Origin of the sequence: Enterobacter asburiae (assembly GCF_008080435.1) — a bacterium.
GTDB classification, from domain to species: domain Bacteria; phylum Pseudomonadota; class Gammaproteobacteria; order Enterobacterales; family Enterobacteriaceae; genus Enterobacter; species Enterobacter asburiae_C.
On the sequence record NZ_VRKN01000001.1, the window covers coordinates 172,769 to 192,171 of the forward strand.

The following is a 19,403-nucleotide window of genomic DNA, read 5'->3' on the forward strand; positions in this document are numbered from 1 at the left end:
TTTTGCGCAATGTAAGGGTGTTGTCCTATGCAAACTATTGACGGTAATGGTGCAGTTGCCTCAGTCGCGTTTCGCACCAGCGAAGTTATCGCCATCTACCCGATTACGCCAAGTTCTACCATGGCTGAGCAGGCGGATGCCTGGGCTGGTAACGGCTTAAAAAACGTCTGGGGCGATGTCCCGAGAGTGGTTGAAATGCAGTCCGAGGCCGGTGCGATTGCCACGGTACACGGTGCGCTTCAGACCGGCGCGCTTTCCACGTCGTTTACCTCCTCTCAGGGATTGTTGTTAATGATCCCAACGCTGTACAAACTCGCCGGTCAACTGACGCCCTTCGTTCTGCACGTTGCTGCGCGTACCGTTGCCACCCACGCGCTCTCTATCTTCGGCGATCACTCTGACGTGATGGCCGTGCGCCAGACCGGTTGTGCGATGCTATGTGCCAGCAGCGTGCAGGAAGCACAGGACTTTGCCTTAATTTCGCATATCGCCACGCTCAAAAGCCGCGTGCCATTTATTCACTTTTTTGATGGTTTCCGCACCTCTCACGAAATCAACAAAATCGTCCCGCTGGCTGACGATACTATCCTGAAACTTCTGCCGCAGGCGGAAATCGACGCGCATCGCGCCCGGGCCCTTAACCCGGAACATCCGGTTATTCGTGGAACATCGGCGAACCCGGATACTTATTTCCAGTCCCGCGAAGCCACAAACCCCTGGTACAACGCGGTTTACGACCACGTTGAAAAAGCGATGAGTGACTTTGCCGCCGCGACTGGCCGGGAGTACAAACCGTTTGAGTACTACGGCCATCCGCAGGCGGAACGGGTAATTGTGCTGATGGGGTCAGCCATTGGGACCTGTGAAGAGGTGGTTGACGAGCTGCTGACGCGCGGTGAAAAAGTTGGCGTGCTTAAAGTGCGTCTCTATCGCCCGTTCTCGGCTAAACATCTGCTCTCGGCACTACCTGAAAGCGCGCGCGCTGTGGCGGTGCTCGATCGCACTAAAGAGCCGGGCGCACAGGCGGAACCCCTCTATCTGGATGTGATGACTGCCCTGGCAGAAGCCTTTAATCAGGGCGAACGAGAAACGCTACCGCGCGTGATCGGCGGACGTTATGGTTTGTCCTCCAAGGAGTTTGGGCCGGACTGCGTGCTGGCGGTATTCAACGAGTTAAGCGAAGCGAAACCCAAGCCGCGCTTTACCGTCGGCATTTATGATGATGTGACTAACCTGTCCCTGTCGTTGCCAGAAAATACCCTGCCCTCGACCGCCAAACTTGAGGCGCTGTTCTATGGTCTGGGCAGCGACGGCAGCGTCTCCGCGACCAAAAACAACATCAAAATCATCGGCAACTCAACGCCGTGGTACGCCCAGGGGTACTTCGTTTACGACTCCAAAAAAGCAGGCGGTCTGACCGTTTCCCACCTGCGCGTGAGCGAACAGCCCATCCGCTCAGCGTATCTTATTTCTCAGGCTGATTTTGTTGGCTGCCACCAGCTGCAGTTTATCGATAAATACCAGATGGCTGAGCGCCTGAAACCCGGCGGTATTTTCCTCCTCAATACGCCCTACAGCGCAGACGAAGTCTGGGGGCGCTTGCCGCAAGAAGTTCAGGCGGTGCTGAACCAGAAAAAAGCCCGTTTCTATGTGGTCAACGCCGCAAAAATTGCCCGCGAATGTGGCCTGGCTGCGCGTATTAATACCGTTATGCAAATGGCCTTCTTCCATCTGACCAATATCCTGCCGGGCGACAGCGCGCTGGTGGAACTGCAGGGCGCGATTGCCAAAAGCTACAGCAGCAAGGGCCAGGAACTGGTCGAGCGAAACTGGCAGGCCCTGGCGCTGGCTCGCGAATCGCTGTTTGAGGTACCGCTGCAGCCGGTGAATGCCGCAAGTCCGAATCGTCCTCCGGTGGTGTCCGATGCGGCGCCTGATTTCGTTAAGACCGTGACGGCGGCGATGCTGGCCGGTCTGGGTGATGCTCTGCCCGTCTCTGCGCTACCGCCGGATGGCACCTGGCCGATGGGCACCACGCGCTGGGAAAAACGTAACATTGCCGAAGCGATCCCCATCTGGAAAGAAGAGCTGTGTACCCAGTGCAACCACTGCGTTGCGGCCTGCCCGCACTCTGCCATTCGAGCCAAAGTGGTGTCACCGGAAGAGATGGCAGACGCGCCGGCCAGCCTGCATTCCCTGGATGTGAAATCTCGTGATATGCGCGGACAGAAATACGTTTTGCAGGTCGCGCCGGAAGATTGCACCGGCTGTAACCTGTGCGTCGAGGTCTGTCCGGCGAAAGACAGGCAGGATCCGGAGATCAAAGCCATCAATATGATGTCGCGTCTGGAGCACGTTGAAGAGGAGAAGGTCAATTATGACTTCTTCCTGAATCTGCCGGAAATCGATCGCAGCAAACTGGAACGTATTGATATTCGTACGTCACAGCTGATCACGCCGCTGTTTGAATACTCTGGTGCCTGCTCAGGATGTGGTGAAACACCGTATATTAAGCTGCTTACCCAGCTGTACGGCGACCGGATGTTGATTGCCAACGCAACCGGCTGTTCCTCAATTTATGGCGGTAATCTGCCTTCCACCCCCTACACCACCGATGCGCATGGTCGCGGTCCGGCGTGGGCAAACTCGTTATTCGAGGATAACGCCGAATTCGGCCTGGGCTTCCGCCTGACCGTCGACCAGCACCGCGCACGCGTGATGCGCCTGCTGGAACAGTTTGCCGGGCAGATACCGGCTGAGCTCAATGACGCGCTTCATGCGGACGCGACGCCAGAAGAACGTCGTGAGCAGGTTGCTGAGCTGCGTCGCGCGCTTCAGGGTGTGGCGGGGGCTGAACAGCTGCTGACCGACGCTGACGCCCTGGTCGAAAAATCAATTTGGCTGATTGGCGGTGACGGCTGGGCTTACGACATCGGCTTTGGCGGACTGGATCACGTGTTGAGCCTGACCGAAAACGTCAACATCCTGGTTCTGGACACACAGTGCTATTCCAATACCGGCGGCCAGGCGTCGAAAGCTACGCCGTTAGGCGCTGTGACGAAATTCGGCGAACACGGTAAACGCAAGGCGCGCAAAGATCTCGGTGTGAGCATGATGATGTACGGTCACGTTTACGTCGCGCAAATCTCGCTGGGTGCACAGCTTAACCAGACGGTGAAAGCGATTCAGGAAGCGGAAGCGTATCCTGGCCCGTCGCTGATCATTGCCTACAGCCCTTGCGAAGAACATGGCTACGATCTGGCACTCAGCCACGATCAAATGCGACAGCTGACCGCGACCGGCTTCTGGCCACTGTACCGGTTCGACCCGCGTCGTACTGACGAGGGTAAATTACCGCTGGCGCTGGATTCGCGTCCGCCGTCAGATGCCCTGGCCGAGACGCTAATGCAGGAACAACGCTTCCGTCGCCTTAACGCGCAGCAGCCGGAAGTGGCCGAACAGCTCTGGAAAGATGCCGCTGCTGACCTGCAAAAACGTTATGACTTCCTGGCGCAAATGGCGGGTAAAGCCGAAAAACCGACCAGCGACTAGCTCCTCTGCCCGGCCTGGCCGGGCATTTTTTTGCCATAAAAAAAGCCCGGCGCATTCACACCGGGCGAATCCAGATAATCAATGAATATCTATTTCGTTTCCTTAATAGCATTCACGTTAATTATGGATGAAACATCTTAAAGGCATATAACGCCAGCAATATTACCTTAATTAACGCCTGATTAATAATTTCAATTTAATATACTTACCTTTAAATCATTCATCAAACCAATGATCATTTCCGCTGATTTATTCGGTTTAGATTTTACTTAGTTCGTAACAATTATATTTTATTACTCTTACACAGGAGTGATTTAGCATGAGACAACTTTCTCATTCTGAAAGTTCAACAGGTAATTAAATAAAAACAACCGCAAAGGAATATTACAATGCAAAGAAAAGTACTGGCCCTAGTGATTCCGGCTCTGTTAATGGCTGGCGCTGCGCATGCAGCAGAAATTTATAACAAAGACGGCAACAAATTAGATCTGTACGGAAAAGTAGATGGTCTGCACTACTTCTCCGATGATAAAGGCGCTGACGGGGATCAAACCTACATGCGTCTGGGTTTCAAAGGCGAAACGCAGATCAACAACATGATGACCGGCTATGCGCAGTGGGAATACAATATTCAGGCCAATAACACCGAAGGCTCTGATAACCAGTCCTGGACGCGTCTGGCCTTCGCCGGTGTGAAGGTGGGTGATTACGGTTCCTTCGATTACGGTCGTAACTATGGTGTCTTGTACGACGTAGAAGGCTGGACTGATATGCTGCCTGAGTTCGGTGGCGACTCCTACACCAAAGCCGATAACTTCATGACCGGGCGCGCCAACGGCGTGGCAACCTACCGTAACACCGACTTCTATGGTCTGGTGCAGGGTCTGAACTTTGCGCTGCAGTATCAGGGCAAGAATGAAGACGCCAGCAACAACCAGGAAGGCACCAACAACGGCCGCGACACGCGTCACGAGAACGGTGACGGCTTCGGTATCTCTACCACCTATGACTTCGGCATGGGTATTACTGCGGGTGCAGCCTACACCTCTTCTGACCGTACTAACGAGCAGGTGATGAATACCACCGCAGGTGGTGACAAAGCGGATGCATGGACAGCAGGCCTGAAATACGATGCCAATAATATCTATCTGGCGGCAATGTATTCTGAAACCCGCAATATGACACCGTATGGCGATAACACCGACGCCGTAGCGAATAAAACCCAGAACTTCGAAGTAACCGCGCAGTACCAGTTCGATTTTGGCCTGCGTCCGTCCCTTTCCTACCTGCAGTCTAAAGGTAAGGACCTGGGCAACGGTCAGGGCGATCAGGATCTGGTTAAATACGCTGACGTTGGCGCGACCTACTACTTCAATAAAAACATGTCCACCTACGTTGATTACAAAATCAACCTGCTGGATGAAGATGACAGCTTCTACAAAAACAACGGCATTGGCACGGATGATGTCGTCGCGTTAGGTCTGGTTTACCAGTTCTGATTGTCAGAGCCCGCATCATGATGCGGGCTCGATTTTTTTTTGAAGTCCGTCACAAAAGACAGTTTCAGAAAGGGGTTGGTTGAGGGTAAGTTGAAAGAAAGCCGGTTAAACTCAGGTGATAGCCCTTTCGTCACTAAGGATAACAGCATTGTTTGGTCGTGTATCCCTTGCCGTACTTGCCCTTTTAGGATTGCTGTGGATGGCGTTAATTTTTGATTTTGGTGATATTGTCGGGCATCTCGGCACTGTGTTAAACCACCTGGATGGCGGTTAATCGTGTTCCCTGGAAACAAAAAGCCACCAGCAGTGCCGGTGGCGAGAATACGCATATGTGGCGTTATTTTTTCACGGGTTTAAGCCATCAGTGAACTCAACGGTGAACACCACCGCCCCGCAATGGCACTTCGCATTACGTCTTTCAGCCATTGGCTATACCCCTTTTCTTACCAGCTCGGCGGCTTTCACGAAAACCTCGTCTTCTACACCATCGCCTTTTTGCCTGCCGAGCCTGACAAGTTCATCGACAATACTGTTGCGATGGATCGGTTTCTGCGCTGAAACCAGCCCAATAACGGCGGCCCCAATCGCCAGCCCCACTAATCCGGTTTGTTCATCTTTGTTCATCATGCTCATGCTCCTGGTACAACCAACAAGCGTAGCAGGATTTTTAAAAACGCGGCGTCAAACCATATTTGGGCGTTTTGATATTTGCAGCCCAAATCTTGATATCGTTTTGCAGGAGAATAGTGAAATCGGATTTCAAATGCGTCACCATGCCATTGACGCTGTCCGCATCAACTACTGAAAAATGTTCAATTCTGTTCTGTCCTACCTGAACACAATAATATTTGGCGGGCAGCACTTTACCATTCACATTAAGCGGCGGATTGTTCTCACCACAGCGGCCTTCGGTAATATATGACACCAGCAAATTAGCGGATTTTCTCCCTGGCTGGGAGACACTCACCATGACCGGGAAACCTTCGGAAGTCTGAGTCATATCATAAAGGACCGCATTTTTTATATACCAGGTGTTATATTCCCGCTCCTGAAAAGCAGACCAGGAAGGCGCAGAAAAGACCACCAGCACTGCCAGTATAATAGATTCTATTTTCATGGGATGTTGTCGTCCGTGTTGTTGCACGTATTATTCAGATTGTGCAAAAAACAGCAACCCCTTAAGAATAGTCCTACTACTATTGGCAGTGACGGAGGAATTAATATAAAGGCAAATAAGAAGAAAAATGGTAAACCGCCGTCATCATAGCGATACTGACCACGATGCTGATGAAAAAGTAGGTTTTAAAGGGCTGCTTTTGGGTTTTATGCCGAAAGAGTTGCTGGCCCGCAATGGCGCCAGGCCAGCCTCCTGTCACGCCAAAGACCAGCAACGTCGCTTCCGGAACTCTTCGCATCCCCTTACGCGCCGCCATTTTATCGGCGCCATATATGACCATCGTCAGCACATTGATCACCAGAAACCACATGACCACAGGATTCGAGGTCAGAAGGCTGCCGATCGCAGCGAACATCAGGAGTAAGTAGCAAAAGCGATTGAGGGTCATTGCATGAGTCACTGGGTTGTTGAGCGGTTTTGGAAGACGCATTATACGCTATCTTAGGCATGTTTCAGGCAGAAACGCTGATAGCCGTTTAAACCTCATTCCACCCTCACTTTAACTTTAGGCTTCGACAAGAGCACTTTGATCAGCTCCTTAAAAGGAACGGGTTTGTAGAAGAAGAACCCCTGTAAAAACCGGATGTCATTGCGGATGAGGTAATCAAGTTGCTCTTGTGTTTCAACACCTTCCGCCACAATACTAATTGAAAGTTTTTTTGCCAACTCCAGTACCGAATCAAGGATCAGGGTTGAGTCCTCATTGGCGTTAACCCTGGCAACAAAGCTTTGGTCGATTTTGATGTAATCAATATGCAGATCTTGCAGGTAGGAAAGACCGGAATATCCCGTGCCAAAATCATCCAGCGCAATGGCAAATCCGTTGTTATGCAGTTCATTCAGCGTCCTGACGAGATGTTCATCGATGTGGAGCGGTTCGCGCTCGGTTACCTCAATAACAAGATTAAGATCCTGTTGAATAAAACTGTGTTTGTAGTGGAGACACTCTTCAACAAAGGTGGACGCAACGATATGAGAAGCGCTGAAGTTAATCCCTACATGAAACCCTTCTGGCAGCAATGTAGAAATAGAATTCATTTGTTTTGCAACCTGTTTCATTAAGCTCTGAGTCAGAGGAATAATTAAACCCGATTTTTCAGCGAGAGGAATGAAGGATGCGGGAGAAATAAACCCTGACTGTGGATGTTTCCATCTGGCCAGCACTTCCACACCTCGCAAGGTTCCCTCCTTGCCGCTAACAACCGGTTGGTAATACGGAGTAATTTCATTTCTGTAAATGGCGTTGCGCAGTGACTCTTCTGGTGAAACATCCTTTGACAAATATCGCTGAAGTATATAAGCAGAAAGAGACGATATTATCAGCAGGAATAACACCACACCTCCGGCTCGATTGAACAATCTCTTAAGGCTGAAAAGGACTGGAGAGTTAAACTGTATCTCGAAAGGATAATTAGAGGCTTTTACAGTCAATATCCCTTTCTGCGAAAGGTCTACCGTCGCCACATCGCCTGACAGGCCCAAAACGGTATTGCCTACTCTGAGTGAATATTCAACACCATTTAATGGCATATCCAGTGCATCCCGGATATGACTGTCGCTGATGCTAACGATGATTCGGCTTCCGGCGTGATTTGTCTGGTATAAGAGAATGGGTAGGCCGTTGACGGTACTTCCCGCAGGGACGAGTAGCAATGGTGATGCTGGTAGCACTGAACTGTTGACCAGCAACACGCGGTTTCCCGGTAAAGAAGAGCACCAGACTGCATCCTTTTTCAGAATAACGATCGTTCTCAGGTGAGGCTGTAATGCAGCCTCAGTGCCTAGCCGATATTGTCCTTCCGCATCACACTCATTCTCAGCAAGTTGCATCGCCATCTGAGTCGCATGACGGGCTTCTGTAAGAATGACATTCATGTTCCGCACGACATAGTGCGCCCCTGCAAGGCTGTCAGCGCGTGCAGAATACCAAACCTGTAAATTGATGATAAAAACGCCCAGCAAAAATATTGCCGTGGCTGCAGCTACAGGGATAGATGCATGGCGCATTTAGGGTTCTCGATTAGAGTGAACTTACCGCTTCAATGATGCTGAAGTGATTGAATTGTCATCGTCTTAATCATGGTAGATAACGTAATAATTACCATGTCGGGTGTGGTAAATTTTCGTTCAAACCAGAATCGTTGGTCTGCTCCCATGGCGCAATAAACGATATAATCGAGGGGAAACATGAAAGGCCACCGAATGGCAGCCCTGCTGATACGTTTTTATTAATAGCGCTTTGGGGTGTTGACTGGCGTTCTTTCTGACCAGTCAGGCCTCTCGCCAGCCATGATTGCACGCTGTTGTGATGGCGTCACAGACTGGGTTATTTCTGGCATAGACTTGTACTCGGGTTGTTTAGGTGGACTGAGAACCAGATCAGAACTACAACCTGTAAGCAGGAAAATGGCCAGTAAAGATGAATTAAGCTTGAACACGTTAAACCCTTCCAATGGGATAAAATTTTAAGAAAAAGCGTAGTGCTGGTTGCATCCCGGTGACACATCGCTGATGTATACGCCGCGCATATCTGCAGATAGCCGTTAACCAGACCTCCACCGATCGGGTGGGATTCACCACACACATAGCCTAATCAAAATATATTCACACGATCAGTGTGCGCAACCCTTTTTCATGCTTTCGCCCCTAAATTTGCGCCTGTCTTTCCGATATTGATGACAGCCGGACACGGGTTTTATCACCGAAACGCGCATGGAAATGGACGCACAGGGGGTGTTAAAAATCAAGGGGGGGAATGAATAGAACCAATAGATATCAAATCCCAAACCGTTTAGGACTTGTGCTTTTTCCAGATGAGTTTCATATCAACCATATTTCAAGAAAGAAATATGTTAGCCGCCATCGGGCCACTGAGCCCATTTATGCGATAAAATTCAACGCGAACGCCTGGTTTTAACGATTGATTTTCACTATTATTTAATGCAGAGATATGTAGAACAACATCTTTTCGGCCATCAGAGGGACTGATAAAACCTTTTCCGCTTTTGAAGTCAAAACTTTTGACAATTCCTGTCATTTTACGAGACAAATAATTTCCTTGTAGTAATCGAACGTCAACTATACAGGAAATATTTATTTTAGCTAACCCTCTTTAAGTAGCCACCCAGATGGCTAAAATAACATTTGCTTATCAACTCAGTCCGTGCCTTAATGATTTAGTTGGTTCGATGCAATACCGAATACAATATTTTACCAGGCAGTCCTCATAACCAGGCGCTATCGCTGATATCCCCTCCTTTTGAGTCCATACGTTTCAGTCATTTCTTATCATTCAAAGAGTATTTAAAAGGAGCATTTATGTCTTCAAGAATTCAAGGTTTGGTTAAGTGGTTTAATGAAGATAAAGGTTTTGGTTTTATCTCCCCACTGGATGGCAGTAAAGATGTTTTTGTTCATTTCTCTGCCCTCCAGGGAGATAGTTTTAAGACACTATTTGAAGGTCAGAAAGTCGAATTTGCCATTTTAAGCGGCGATAAAGGCCCTGCAGCTGCAAATGTCATGCTTTTAGATAGATAATATTATCAATGGCCCGTGATTACCAGAAAGGTTTCCTGAGTAGACGGGCCCTGGATAATATGGCTGTTATTCTAATCAATAGCCAGCATATTTTTTAACGAGTGTGCTAACCGATGTGATGAAGTGCAGAACTGCTGCATGAATGGTCTAAAAGTAAAAGCGAACTCTTTTGGCAGCTACTTTGATTTAGAATCGTTGAGTAGATTTAAACAAAGCATTGCAGTAAGGGCAGACAAGTTGAGCGCCCTTTTGCACGCGATTAAAACTATGCTCTGAATCTTTAGAACAATTTGGACATGGACATTTGACTAAATGATTTCGACGGAATTGTGCATTTTTACGTCCAGACATAGGCATCTCCTGATTTTAAGGACTGCCACAATACACGTTAAAGCTTAAAAATGCTTGCTTTAGTTTTCGAAAGGTCCCAAAAACACAAAGCAATGCAACTCTATTGCAAGTATTGTTTTGGAAATTCGCAAAAAAACACGGGTGGTTTATGAAGAATGTAATCGTTTTTTTCAATGGGAAACCGAGTAAAGTTGTCACAGTACAACAAAGAACTACGTCCGTAAGGCAGGAGTATCCGGACGGTGAAGAAATACACCTTCAGATTATGTCTGCTGGTTTCCCGTCTTTAACCGGAGATCACAGCTTTGTCTATGTTGCCTCTGATAGAGAACTCACCTCTAAGAAGATACTTGATGCCGCAAAACTCCACTTGTGATATGCTTCCCTGGCTAAACCAGCAGGTTTCGGTTTTCATGTCATTAATTCTGGGTTGATCTAATAACTGTCATCCCTGCCACTTAACAAAAGGAAAAGTAAAACCTCAGTACAAATCGCAATATTTTTAGCGAGTGTCTTTAGGCTTTATCTTTTGAATTAAAATAATAAAAATGTCTTACTTTTAAAGCCTGCTAAATGCAGGCATTTTTTTTAAAATCCAGCAATTACACATCCCCAACTTTAATTCGCACACCACAAACTAAAACACGAAACTTCTTTTCAATAAAATTTTCCTCTTTTCAGGAACTAGTGCAGATAAAATGAGTCAAATGAAGACTCTTAACAGGAAAAATTATTCATGACATCTTATATTATAGTAACTACTGTTGCCGTCGTTATGGGGTTGATAACGTTGAGTCTAATCAAAGTTTGGATCAGCACGTCGAACAACCCTGACAATCTTTGACCTCATCGCAATCCATTATTTTTAATAATTTTTATCACAAACCGCTTAAAGTGAGGCCACTTCCGTTTCTGGTAAATCTATGATGACCAGTGTGCCAAAACTGCCTGTCTCTACAGTGTGGGGAGTGCCAGCCTTGGCTACATAAAGCTGTCCAGACGTTACAGAGATTTTTTTACCTTTCACGCTCAGCTCCAGACGTCCATCAATGACCAGTAACCCCTCGTCGTACTCATGTACCTCTTCAATTACTGAGCGTTCATCCATTCGTAAAACTTTGAGATTCGCAGTTCCAACGCGGCCTAATACATGAGAGTGCCAGGTCTTCGGTAATGCATGTGCTTCGGTTTTGAGGTCATAAAGCGACATAACGTCATTCCTTTTGATGTTCGTTTAACGCTCTTATGCCATATAAGTTCCCAGCCGTCATATAACAAATATGGAAAACCAGGACGAGTAAGATGCTAATGAGGTCTTGAAATCACAGCGCACGCTGACAGCGCTGCAACGCCAGATACAACCCCGCAGTAAAACGTGCTGGTATTCGCCGCCGGAATCCGTACCATACGCGGCATACAATTTTTGCCCCTGCTGGCTCCGAAGGTAGTACTAAATGCAAGAGAATCAAGAGATTAACAAAAAAGAGCAATACAACCTGAATAAACTGCAAAAGCGACTGCGCCGTAACGTGGGCGAAGCCATTGCAGACTTCAACATGATTGAAGAAGGCGATCGCATCATGGTTTGCCTGTCAGGGGGTAAAGACAGCTACACCATGCTGGAGATCCTGCGTAATCTTCAGCAAAGTGCACCGGTGAATTTTTCCCTGGTGGCGGTCAACCTTGACCAGAAACAGCCGGGTTTCCCGGAGCACATTCTGCCGGAATACCTCGAGAAGCTGGGCGTTGAGTACAAAATCGTCGAAGAAAATACCTACGGCATTGTGAAAGAAAAAATTCCGGAAGGGAAAACCACCTGCTCACTTTGCTCTCGTCTGCGCCGTGGCATTCTGTATCGTACCGCAACGGAGCTGGGCGCGACCAAAATTGCACTGGGACATCACCGCGACGATATCCTGCAAACGCTGTTCCTCAACATGTTCTACGGCGGCAAGATGAAAGGCATGCCGCCTAAACTGATGAGCGATGACGGCAAACACATTGTGATCCGCCCGCTGGCCTACTGCCGTGAAAAAGACATTGAGCGTTTTTCTCAGGCTAAAGGATTCCCGATCATTCCATGTAACCTTTGCGGCTCTCAGCCGAACCTGCAGCGTCAGGTGATTGGCGACATGCTGCGCGACTGGGATAAGCGTTATCCGGGTCGTATCGAAACCATGTTTAGCGCGATGCAGAACGTCGTTCCTTCCCATCTCGCGGATGTAAATCTCTTCGACTTTAAAGGCATCAACCATGAATCAGACGTGGTGAATGGCGGTGACCTGGCGTTTGACCGGGAAGATATTCCCATGCAGCCAGCTGGCTGGCAGCCGGAAGAAGATGATAATCAGTTTGAAGAGTTGCGTCTGAACGTGCTTGAAGTGAAGTAAGAGATGAGCGTCTCAGAAACACCTTCTGAGACGCTTCATTCTTTATTTTAGCAGGCGTACGCGACAGGTTTTACCCTTAATTTTCCCGTTTTGCAGCTGCTTCCATGCCTTATGGGCAACTGCCTGGCGAACCGCTACGTAGACATGCGCCGGATGGACCGCAATCTTACCGATATCCGCGCCGTCCAGACCTATATCCCCGGTCAGCGCACCTAATACGTCACCTGGACGCATCTTGGCTTTTTTACCGCCATCAATGCACAGCGTCGCCATTTCGGCCTCCAGTGGCACGAGGCTGACGCTGGCCGGTGCATTCATCCAGTTCAGCTTAATCTGCAGTATCTCAGAGAGAATATTGGCGCGCTGCGCCTCTTCCGGTGCACAGAGGCTGATAGCCAGACCGCTGTTCCCGGCACGTGCGGTACGGCCAATACGGTGCACATGCACTTCAGGATCCCACGCCAGCTCATAGTTCACCACCAGCTCAAGGGATTTAATATCCAGACCGCGCGCAGCGACGTCGGTTGCGACAAGAACACGGGCGCTGCCGTTAGCGAAACGGACCAGCGTCTGATCGCGATCGCGCTGTTCCAGATCGCCATGCAGCGACAATGCGCTCTGCCCGGCGGCATTGAGGGCATCACAGACCGACTGACAGTCTTTTTTGGTATTACAAAACACCACGCAGGATGCAGGCTGATGCTGGCTCAGCAATTTCTGCAGGAGCGGGATTTTCCCCTGCTGCGAGGTTTCAAAGAACTGCTGCTCGATGGCGGGCAGCGCATCTACGCTGTCGATTTCAATGGTGAGTGGATTTTTTTGCACTCGCCCGCTGATGGCGGCGATAGCTTCCGGCCAGGTCGCAGAGAACAGCAGCGTCTGACGATCGGCCGGTGCGAAACGGATCACATCGTCAATCGCATCGCTGAAGCCCATATCCAGCATCCGATCAGCCTCATCCATCACCAGCGTTTGTAATGCATCCAGCGAGACGGTGCCTTTTTGCAGGTGATCCAGCAGGCGGCCGGGTGTGGCGACAATAATGTGCGGCGCATGCTGGAGTGAATCACGCTGCGCACCGAACGGTTGTCCGCCACAGAGGGTTAAAATCTTGGTGTTGGGCAGGAAACGCGCCAGGCGACGCAGTTCACCCGCAACCTGGTCTGCCAGCTCGCGGGTCGGGCACAGCACCAGAGACTGGGTCTGAAAAAGCGCCGCATCGATATGCTGCAACAGGCCAAGGCCAAATGCCGCTGTTTTCCCGCTGCCCGTTTTCGCCTGTACGCGCACGTCACGGCCCTCAAGGATGGCGGGCAAGGCGGCCGCCTGAACAGGCGTCATCGTGAGGTATCCCAACTCGTTGAGGTTATCGAGTTGGGCGGCGGGCAGAACATTCAGGGTAGAAAAAGCGGTCACAGTAGTCTCTCGTGGTCATCTTTGCGGTCAGATGGCGCGTATCCTCGCAGATCTCGCGGTCCGATGCGACAATTTAATCGGTTCTTCATCTGGCGGCGGGTCGGGCATCGGCTGCGGACGCGGGATGGGATCGGGCATTGGCACCGGATCGGTAAGGATGGGATCGGATTGACGCGATTGTTGCAGTAGCAGAGCGTTCAGGATGCTCATCATTCCCTCCAGAATTTGCTGTCGTCCCTTTTAGGGTAGACGCTGCGAATCAGGATGCAAAAAAAAGCCGACTATAAAGTCGGCGTCGTACGAATCAATTGTGCTATGCAGTAATTCAAAAAAGGAAGTAAGACAATATGGAGCGCAACGCCCATCGCTTGACGTTGCATTCACCTGCGGGAGTAATATTGCACCTTACGGGGTCGATGTTTATTGACTTCGCTCAATTAAAAGAGCGTTTTGATCTCGGTAAAAGTTGAAAAAAGCGTAAATTTACAGCCATTTACTACGATGCAACCACCATGCAACACCACCAATCAAAACAACTAACATGACGCAAAACGCGGTAAAGCCGTAGCGATAAGCGCCACCCGGAATTCCACCCAGGTTCACGCCAAACAATCCGGTAAGAAACGTGCTGGGTAAAAATACCATCGCCATCAGGGACATCGTATAGGTTCTTCTGGCCAGCGACTCCTGCATCACCTGCGCGATTTCGTCCGCCATCACTGCCGTCCTGGCAATACAGGAATCAATTTCATCCAGACCGCGCCCCAGCCTGTCGGCAATATCCTGCATTCTGCGTCGCTGATCGTCATTCATCCAGGTGAGCCTTTCGCTGGCAAGACGCGCATACACGTCGCGCTGCGGCGTCATATAGCGGCGCATCACAATCAACTGCTTACGCAACAAGGCCAGAAAACCGCGCGGTGGGATCTGCTGATCGAGCAGGTTATCTTCCAGGTCGATGATTTTGTCGTGCAGTTCTTCAATAAATTCACTCGCATGATCGGTAAGGGCGTCACAGACATCCACCAGCCAGCTGCCGCAGTCGACCGGTCCGGTGCCCTCTTTCAGATCGTTGACGATGTCATCCAGCGCGAGGACTTTACGCTGTCGGGTGGAGACAATCAGCCCATCGTCCATGTAGACACGCATCGCAACCAGCTGATCCGGGCGTTCATCCGTGCTGCCGTTAATGCAGCGCAGGGTGATCAACGTGCCGTCACCCATTCGGCTCACGCGGGGCCGCAGGCTTTCACCCGCCAGCGCATCGCGCACATTGTTAGGCAAGAGTGGAGTCGAGGCCAGCCAGTCAGCGCTGTCCGTATGGGTGTAGTTCAGATGTAGCCAGCAGGGATGCGCACTATCGATCACATCATTGTCTTCCAGCGGTCGCGCACCGCCGCGACCATCCAGCACCCACGCAAAAACTGCGTCTGGAACGTTAAGTTCAGATCCTTTAATGCTTTCCACCGCGCCTCCACCTTTTTAGCTCTTTCGGTGTCAGTCTAGCTTTCATCAGGGGTTAAGCAACAACTATGTATCCCATCGCGCTGATATCGTTCAGGAAATGTACATACCGTGCGTTTCGCCCGGCGGCGCTACGCTTGCACGGGCCTACAATGAAGGGTGTAATGTATTGATATTGTGGCAAAGTGTAGGCCGGGAAAGCGCAGTGCCACCCGGCAAGAAATGCAGCGACATGATTGCGGTTTTGTCAGAGCGAGTGCTCTGGCCGCTGAAGGAAAGATGGCGAGCCGCCAGGTGATGAGGAAGAGGTACCCGGGGCGAGTCTGAAATTACGCGTTCGGGCCTGCAGCTCAATCACCTGATTGCGCAGTACATCAGAGGAACCGTTGAGTTCTTCTGCCATTGCCACGTTGCTTTGCGTGACCCGCTCCAGCTCTGATAGCGCCAGGGTGATCTGAGAAATCCCTTTCTCCTGCTCTGACGTCGATGCGGAAATGTCGTCCATCAACCGGCTGACATTCCCCGAGCCGGTTACGATTTCATGCATATTTGTCTCTGCCTGTGACACAACGCTGGCCCCCTGCGTGACGTTACTGCTGGTGACGTCAATCAGCGTTTTGATATTCTTCGCGGCCTCTGCGCTGCGGTGCGCAAGGTGTCTTACTTCTTCCGCGACGACAGAAAAACCCTTTCCATGATCGCCCGCCCTTGCCGCCTCAACGGCTGCGTTGAGCGCCAGGATATTCGTCTGGAACGCAATGCCGTCAATCAACGAAATAATCTCCGTCATCTGCTGCGTACATTCGGTAATGGACTGCATATTGCTGGCGACCTGCCCCATCAGCTCGCCCCCTTTGCGCGCCTGTAACGTCGCCACATTTGCCTGCTCGCTCGCCAGGCGGGTGTTATCGGCATTGTTTTTGGTACTCGCGGCCATTTGCTCCATGCTCGCTGCGGTTTGCACTAAAGACGCAGACTGCTGCTCGGTTTTCACCGAAAGCTGAGCACTACGTGCCGAGAGTTGATCCGATAAGGTCATGGCGGTTTGCGATGACGCCCTGATCTCGCGTACCAGCGTCGCAATGTTGCCGGAAAGGCTATTGATCCCTGGGATGAGTCGGCCCGCACAGTTATTGCCAAATTCAGGGATAGAAACGCCAAGGTTGCCTGCTGTCACCTCTTCGATACTTTTCTTCACAGTATTGATCGGCGTCACAAGATACTTTGTCATATAGACCCAGAGCAAAAATAGTGCAACGAAGTTGATGACATTAAGCGAAATAAAGAGAGAGGTTTTGCTGGAAAATAGAACAACGACACCTGCGCTTATCAAAAATAGAGATAACAGGAACCCAATAATAAAGGTCCTGACACTAATATTTTTTAGCATGATAATATCCACGTTTTATATTTTGGTCGGCATTAAGACTTATAGCATCGGCTCAGAAGTTTTTCATCGCAAACGACGCTTGTTTTTGGTTTCGCCGTTAGCATCCTGAGATTTGTCTTAAGTCAGATAAAAAGAACGTATTAGTGAAAATGTTCTGCGCAGCATGCTGTGATACTGGTCTCCAGCCACGTTAAGCGATAGTATCGCCCGCGGTGAGACGATACGATCGCCCTCATATTTAAGGAGCTTTGCTACTGTTATTCGTTCTTGTTTAGCAATGCTTAATACATTAACAGAGAATATATTTTATATTCTTAATAAGTTTTAGAGTATTAATATGACTGGTCATTTTTCACGATAAATAACTAATATGGTTTGAATGCGCATGTTCGTTGCCCGATACAGATGTACCCGGCAGGCGAAATCGGTAACCCTCTCAGGCGTGGGATTGCATAATGCTCAATATATCGTGGGACCCTGTGTTAATCGCTATCTCTTATCTGGTGGCGTTTATCGCCTCCTTTGTGGCGCTGGACAGCGCCGGAAAGATCCCCCTTTCCAGCCGAAAGGCTGCCCTGTTCTGGCGCATTGCCGGTGGGGTTACGCTGGGCATTGGCATTTGGTCGATGCACTTTATCGGCATGCTGTCGATGCAAATGCCCATGATGATGAGCTACGACCTCTGGTTAACCCTTGCCTCGCTGGGCGTCGCGGTGGTTGCATCGACCACGGCCCTTAATATTGCTGTCACGGGCAAAAAACGCTCTCCCTTGCGACTGATCCTTGCCACGGTGATCCTGAGCGCTGGCGTGGTGTCTATGCACTACATTGGTATGGCTGCCCTGATGCTGGATGGCAGCATCATCTGGGATCGCCGCATTGTGGCGTTGTCCATGGTTATTGCCGTTGTTGCCTCCGGCACGGCGCTGTGGCTGGCGTTCCGTCTGCGGGATAAACACAAAGGTGTCTTTATCGATCGCATTCTCGCAGCCTTCGTCATGGGCGCCGCGATTTGTGCGATGCACTATACCGGCATGAGTGCCGCGCAGTTTCAGGAAATGGCGCATACCCTCCCCGGAGGGATTGGCGAGCTGGGGTTATCCATCTGGGTTTCAGTTACCACGCTCTGCCTGCTCGGCGTGATGTTAATCATCTCACTTATCGATTCTCACCGGCGCACCAACCGGCTGACGGATAATCTGCAGCAGCTCAACCGCCAGCTCGAGCTACAGGCGCGCTTTGACGCGCTCACCGGGCTCGCAAACCGCCACCAGATGGATCTCCGCATGCAGGATTGTCTGCGCAGCGCGCTGCTGAGCAAGAAGCCATTTGCGGTTATTTTCCTGAACGTCGATCACTTCAAACGTGTTAACGATACGTGGGGTCACAGCGTCGGCGATGAGTTGTTGATCACGGTCGCGCAGCGCATCACGGCCCGACTCACGCGTGAGATGACCCTGGCAAGGCTGGGAGGGGACGCCTTTATCCTGCTGGTGCCTGAATGTGATGACGACAAACTCAACGCCCTGCTCACCTCGTTGCTCGGGGATGTACGGCGCCCTCTGTCTCTCTGCGGACATACGTTGAGCACGACGATCAGCGCGGGCGTCAGTCTCTATCCTCAGGATGGCGAAACGCTGCACGAGCTGAAACTCAAGGCGGATGCAGCCTTACATCATGTCAAAGAAGATGGCCGCAACGACTGGGCGATTTACCGGGCCGAGATGTCAACAGCGATCCCGGCGAAACCCGGTTTCCTGCAGCAGCTCTCTCAGGCGCTTGAACGCGATCAGTTTGAACTGTGGTATCAGCCAACCTGGCATGCGGAAGGGAAAACCATTCATGGTTTTGAAGCCCTATTGCGCTGGCGTCATCCTGAGCAAGGCGTTGTACTGCCTAATCTGTTTATCCCCTCGCTGGAACAAACAGGCCTAATTATTCCGGTAGGTAACTGGGCCATTGAAGCGGCATGCCGACAGCTTCATTTCTGGACTGAACAAGGGTTCAGCCAGTGGACGTTGTCGCTCAACCTATCCCCCGTCCAGTTCGAACAGCCGGACATCTTCCATATCGTATCGTCGATGCTGGAAAAATATAACTTGTCTCCGTCCAGGCTGATCCTTGAGGTGACGGAGAGCACCGCGCTTAAAAATCTTGACCGCAGCATTGAGCTGCTCAATGCGTTTAATCACGCGGGGATCACCGTCTCGATTGATGATTTTGGAACGGGCTATTCCAACCTTCTGATGCTGAGCGTTCTTCCGGCAAAAGAACTCAAGATCGACAGAAGCTTCGTGACGTCGATGCTGGAAAATGAAAAAAGCTACAAGCTGGTTGAAACCATTATCAGTATTGCCCGGACCATGGAGATGAATGTGGTAGCAGAAGGGATCGAAACGGAAGAACAACAGGCGGTCCTCACCCGTCTCGGCTGCGATTATCTGCAGGGTTACCTTTTTTCCCGCCCCTTACCTGCCGAACAGGTGCCGTGGCTGCTTCTGCAAATAAACTCCGACAAGCAAATTATACCCATTAATAAAATTCAAACGGACCCTGCATTTATTTCACAAAAAAATCATGCCTGACGGGATTTTGTAGAGTATGTTTCAAAGGAGTACACGCGAGTC

The 19,403-nt window shown here is 50.3% G+C and carries 19 protein-coding genes and 1 pseudogene; 9 read left to right on the plus strand and 11 right to left on the minus strand.

Annotated features, from left to right (window positions below; translation table 11 throughout):
- The first annotated feature begins 27 nt into the window (after window positions 1-27).
- The 3 genes from nifJ to FU672_RS25040 all read left to right on the plus strand — a co-directional run bounded on the left by nifJ (window position 28) and on the right by FU672_RS25040 (window position 5,325).
- Window positions 28-3,552 (plus strand): pyruvate:ferredoxin (flavodoxin) oxidoreductase, encoded by a 3,525-nt coding sequence (gene nifJ, locus FU672_RS00810; protein ID WP_148241789.1) that lies wholly within the window; start codon window positions 28-30, stop codon window positions 3,550-3,552.
- A 389-nt stretch (window positions 3,553-3,941) separates the two neighbouring features.
- On the plus strand, window positions 3,942-5,051 hold the full coding sequence (gene ompC / locus FU672_RS00815) for a porin OmpC (RefSeq protein ID WP_148241790.1): 1,110 nt from the start codon (window positions 3,942-3,944) through the stop codon (window positions 5,049-5,051).
- Window positions 5,052-5,199: 148 nt separating this feature from the next.
- On the plus strand, window positions 5,200-5,325 hold the full coding sequence (locus tag FU672_RS25040) for a hypothetical protein (protein WP_262348988.1): 126 nt from the start codon (window positions 5,200-5,202) through the stop codon (window positions 5,323-5,325).
- A 155-nt stretch (window positions 5,326-5,480) separates the two neighbouring features.
- Here the strand turns inward: FU672_RS25040 and FU672_RS00820 are convergent, their stop codons facing one another.
- The 5 genes from FU672_RS00820 to cspF form a co-directional block, all read right to left on the minus strand.
- Window positions 5,481-5,678 carry a hypothetical protein gene (locus tag FU672_RS00820; RefSeq protein ID WP_023616678.1) on the minus strand — a complete coding sequence of 66 codons (198 nt, stop codon included), beginning with the start codon at window positions 5,676-5,678 and terminating at the stop codon, window positions 5,481-5,483.
- Window positions 5,679-5,718: 40 nt separating this feature from the next.
- On the minus strand, window positions 5,719-6,168 hold the full coding sequence (locus FU672_RS00825; protein ID WP_148241791.1) for a hypothetical protein: 450 nt from the start codon (window positions 6,166-6,168) through the stop codon (window positions 5,719-5,721).
- 100 nt (window positions 6,169-6,268) lie between these two features.
- Window positions 6,269-6,616: a DUF1294 domain-containing protein gene (locus FU672_RS00830; RefSeq protein ID WP_148242118.1), complete on the minus strand. Its 348-nt coding sequence runs from the start codon at window positions 6,614-6,616 to the stop codon at window positions 6,269-6,271.
- A gap of 95 nt (window positions 6,617-6,711) precedes the next feature.
- On the minus strand, window positions 6,712-8,235 hold the full coding sequence (gene pdeG / locus FU672_RS00835) for a cyclic di-3',5'-guanosine monophosphate phosphodiesterase PdeG (protein ID WP_148241792.1): 1,524 nt from the start codon (window positions 8,233-8,235) through the stop codon (window positions 6,712-6,714).
- Between the two features lie 829 nt (window positions 8,236-9,064).
- Window positions 9,065-9,277 (minus strand): cold shock-like protein CspF, encoded by a 213-nt coding sequence (gene cspF, locus FU672_RS00840; protein WP_148241793.1) that lies wholly within the window; start codon window positions 9,275-9,277, stop codon window positions 9,065-9,067.
- A gap of 269 nt (window positions 9,278-9,546) precedes the next feature.
- Between cspF and FU672_RS00845 the strand changes: the two genes are divergently transcribed.
- Window positions 9,547-9,765 (plus strand): cold shock domain-containing protein, encoded by a 219-nt coding sequence (locus FU672_RS00845; RefSeq protein ID WP_148241794.1) that lies wholly within the window; start codon window positions 9,547-9,549, stop codon window positions 9,763-9,765.
- 186 nt (window positions 9,766-9,951) lie between these two features.
- Here FU672_RS00845 and FU672_RS24965 read toward each other — a convergent pair whose 3' ends face one another.
- On the minus strand, window positions 9,952-10,122 hold the full coding sequence (locus FU672_RS24965) for a YnfU family zinc-binding protein (RefSeq protein ID WP_316043716.1): 171 nt from the start codon (window positions 10,120-10,122) through the stop codon (window positions 9,952-9,954).
- Between the two features lie 142 nt (window positions 10,123-10,264).
- On the opposite strand from FU672_RS24965, the gene FU672_RS25045 reads away from it, so the two are divergent.
- Both FU672_RS25045 and FU672_RS25420 read left to right on the plus strand, forming a co-directional pair.
- A complete protein-coding gene (locus tag FU672_RS25045; RefSeq protein ID WP_148241795.1) occupies window positions 10,265-10,492 on the plus strand; it encodes a hypothetical protein in 228 nt (75 codons plus the stop codon).
- Between the two features lie 360 nt (window positions 10,493-10,852).
- A complete protein-coding gene (locus FU672_RS25420; protein WP_410053318.1) occupies window positions 10,853-10,960 on the plus strand; it encodes a YnaM/YnfT family protein in 108 nt (35 codons plus the stop codon).
- A gap of 45 nt (window positions 10,961-11,005) precedes the next feature.
- Here FU672_RS25420 and FU672_RS00855 read toward each other — a convergent pair whose 3' ends face one another.
- Window positions 11,006-11,326 (minus strand): cupin domain-containing protein, encoded by a 321-nt coding sequence (locus FU672_RS00855; protein ID WP_148241796.1) that lies wholly within the window; start codon window positions 11,324-11,326, stop codon window positions 11,006-11,008.
- Window positions 11,327-11,466: 140 nt separating this feature from the next.
- Here FU672_RS00855 and FU672_RS25050 point away from each other — a divergent pair.
- Both FU672_RS25050 and ttcA read left to right on the plus strand, forming a co-directional pair.
- Window positions 11,467-11,535, plus strand: a pseudogene (locus tag FU672_RS25050) (hypothetical protein); the annotation flags it as partial.
- Window positions 11,536-11,570: 35 nt separating this feature from the next.
- Window positions 11,571-12,506 carry a tRNA 2-thiocytidine(32) synthetase TtcA gene (gene ttcA / locus FU672_RS00860; protein WP_148241797.1) on the plus strand — a complete coding sequence of 312 codons (936 nt, stop codon included), beginning with the start codon at window positions 11,571-11,573 and terminating at the stop codon, window positions 12,504-12,506.
- Window positions 12,507-12,548: 42 nt separating this feature from the next.
- Here the strand turns inward: ttcA and dbpA are convergent, their stop codons facing one another.
- The 4 genes from dbpA to FU672_RS00880 all read right to left on the minus strand — a co-directional run bounded on the left by dbpA (window position 12,549) and on the right by FU672_RS00880 (window position 16,776).
- Window positions 12,549-13,922: an ATP-dependent RNA helicase DbpA gene (gene dbpA / locus FU672_RS00865; protein ID WP_148241798.1), complete on the minus strand. Its 1,374-nt coding sequence runs from the start codon at window positions 13,920-13,922 to the stop codon at window positions 12,549-12,551.
- 27 nt (window positions 13,923-13,949) lie between these two features.
- Window positions 13,950-14,132, minus strand: a complete 183-nt coding sequence (gene ynaL / locus FU672_RS25385; RefSeq protein WP_148242119.1) for a proline-rich small protein YnaL — start codon at window positions 14,130-14,132, stop codon at window positions 13,950-13,952.
- Between the two features lie 273 nt (window positions 14,133-14,405).
- On the minus strand, window positions 14,406-15,389 hold the full coding sequence (gene zntB, locus FU672_RS00875) for a zinc transporter ZntB (protein ID WP_148241799.1): 984 nt from the start codon (window positions 15,387-15,389) through the stop codon (window positions 14,406-14,408).
- Window positions 15,390-15,633: 244 nt separating this feature from the next.
- Entirely contained in the window at window positions 15,634-16,776 is a 1,143-nt protein-coding gene (locus FU672_RS00880) for a methyl-accepting chemotaxis protein (protein ID WP_148241800.1), read from the minus strand.
- Window positions 16,777-17,231: 455 nt separating this feature from the next.
- Here FU672_RS00880 and FU672_RS00885 point away from each other — a divergent pair, with 455 nt between their 5' ends.
- Entirely contained in the window at window positions 17,232-19,361 is a 2,130-nt protein-coding gene (locus FU672_RS00885) for a putative bifunctional diguanylate cyclase/phosphodiesterase (RefSeq protein ID WP_148241801.1), read from the plus strand.
- Window positions 19,362-19,403: the final 42 nt, after the last annotated feature.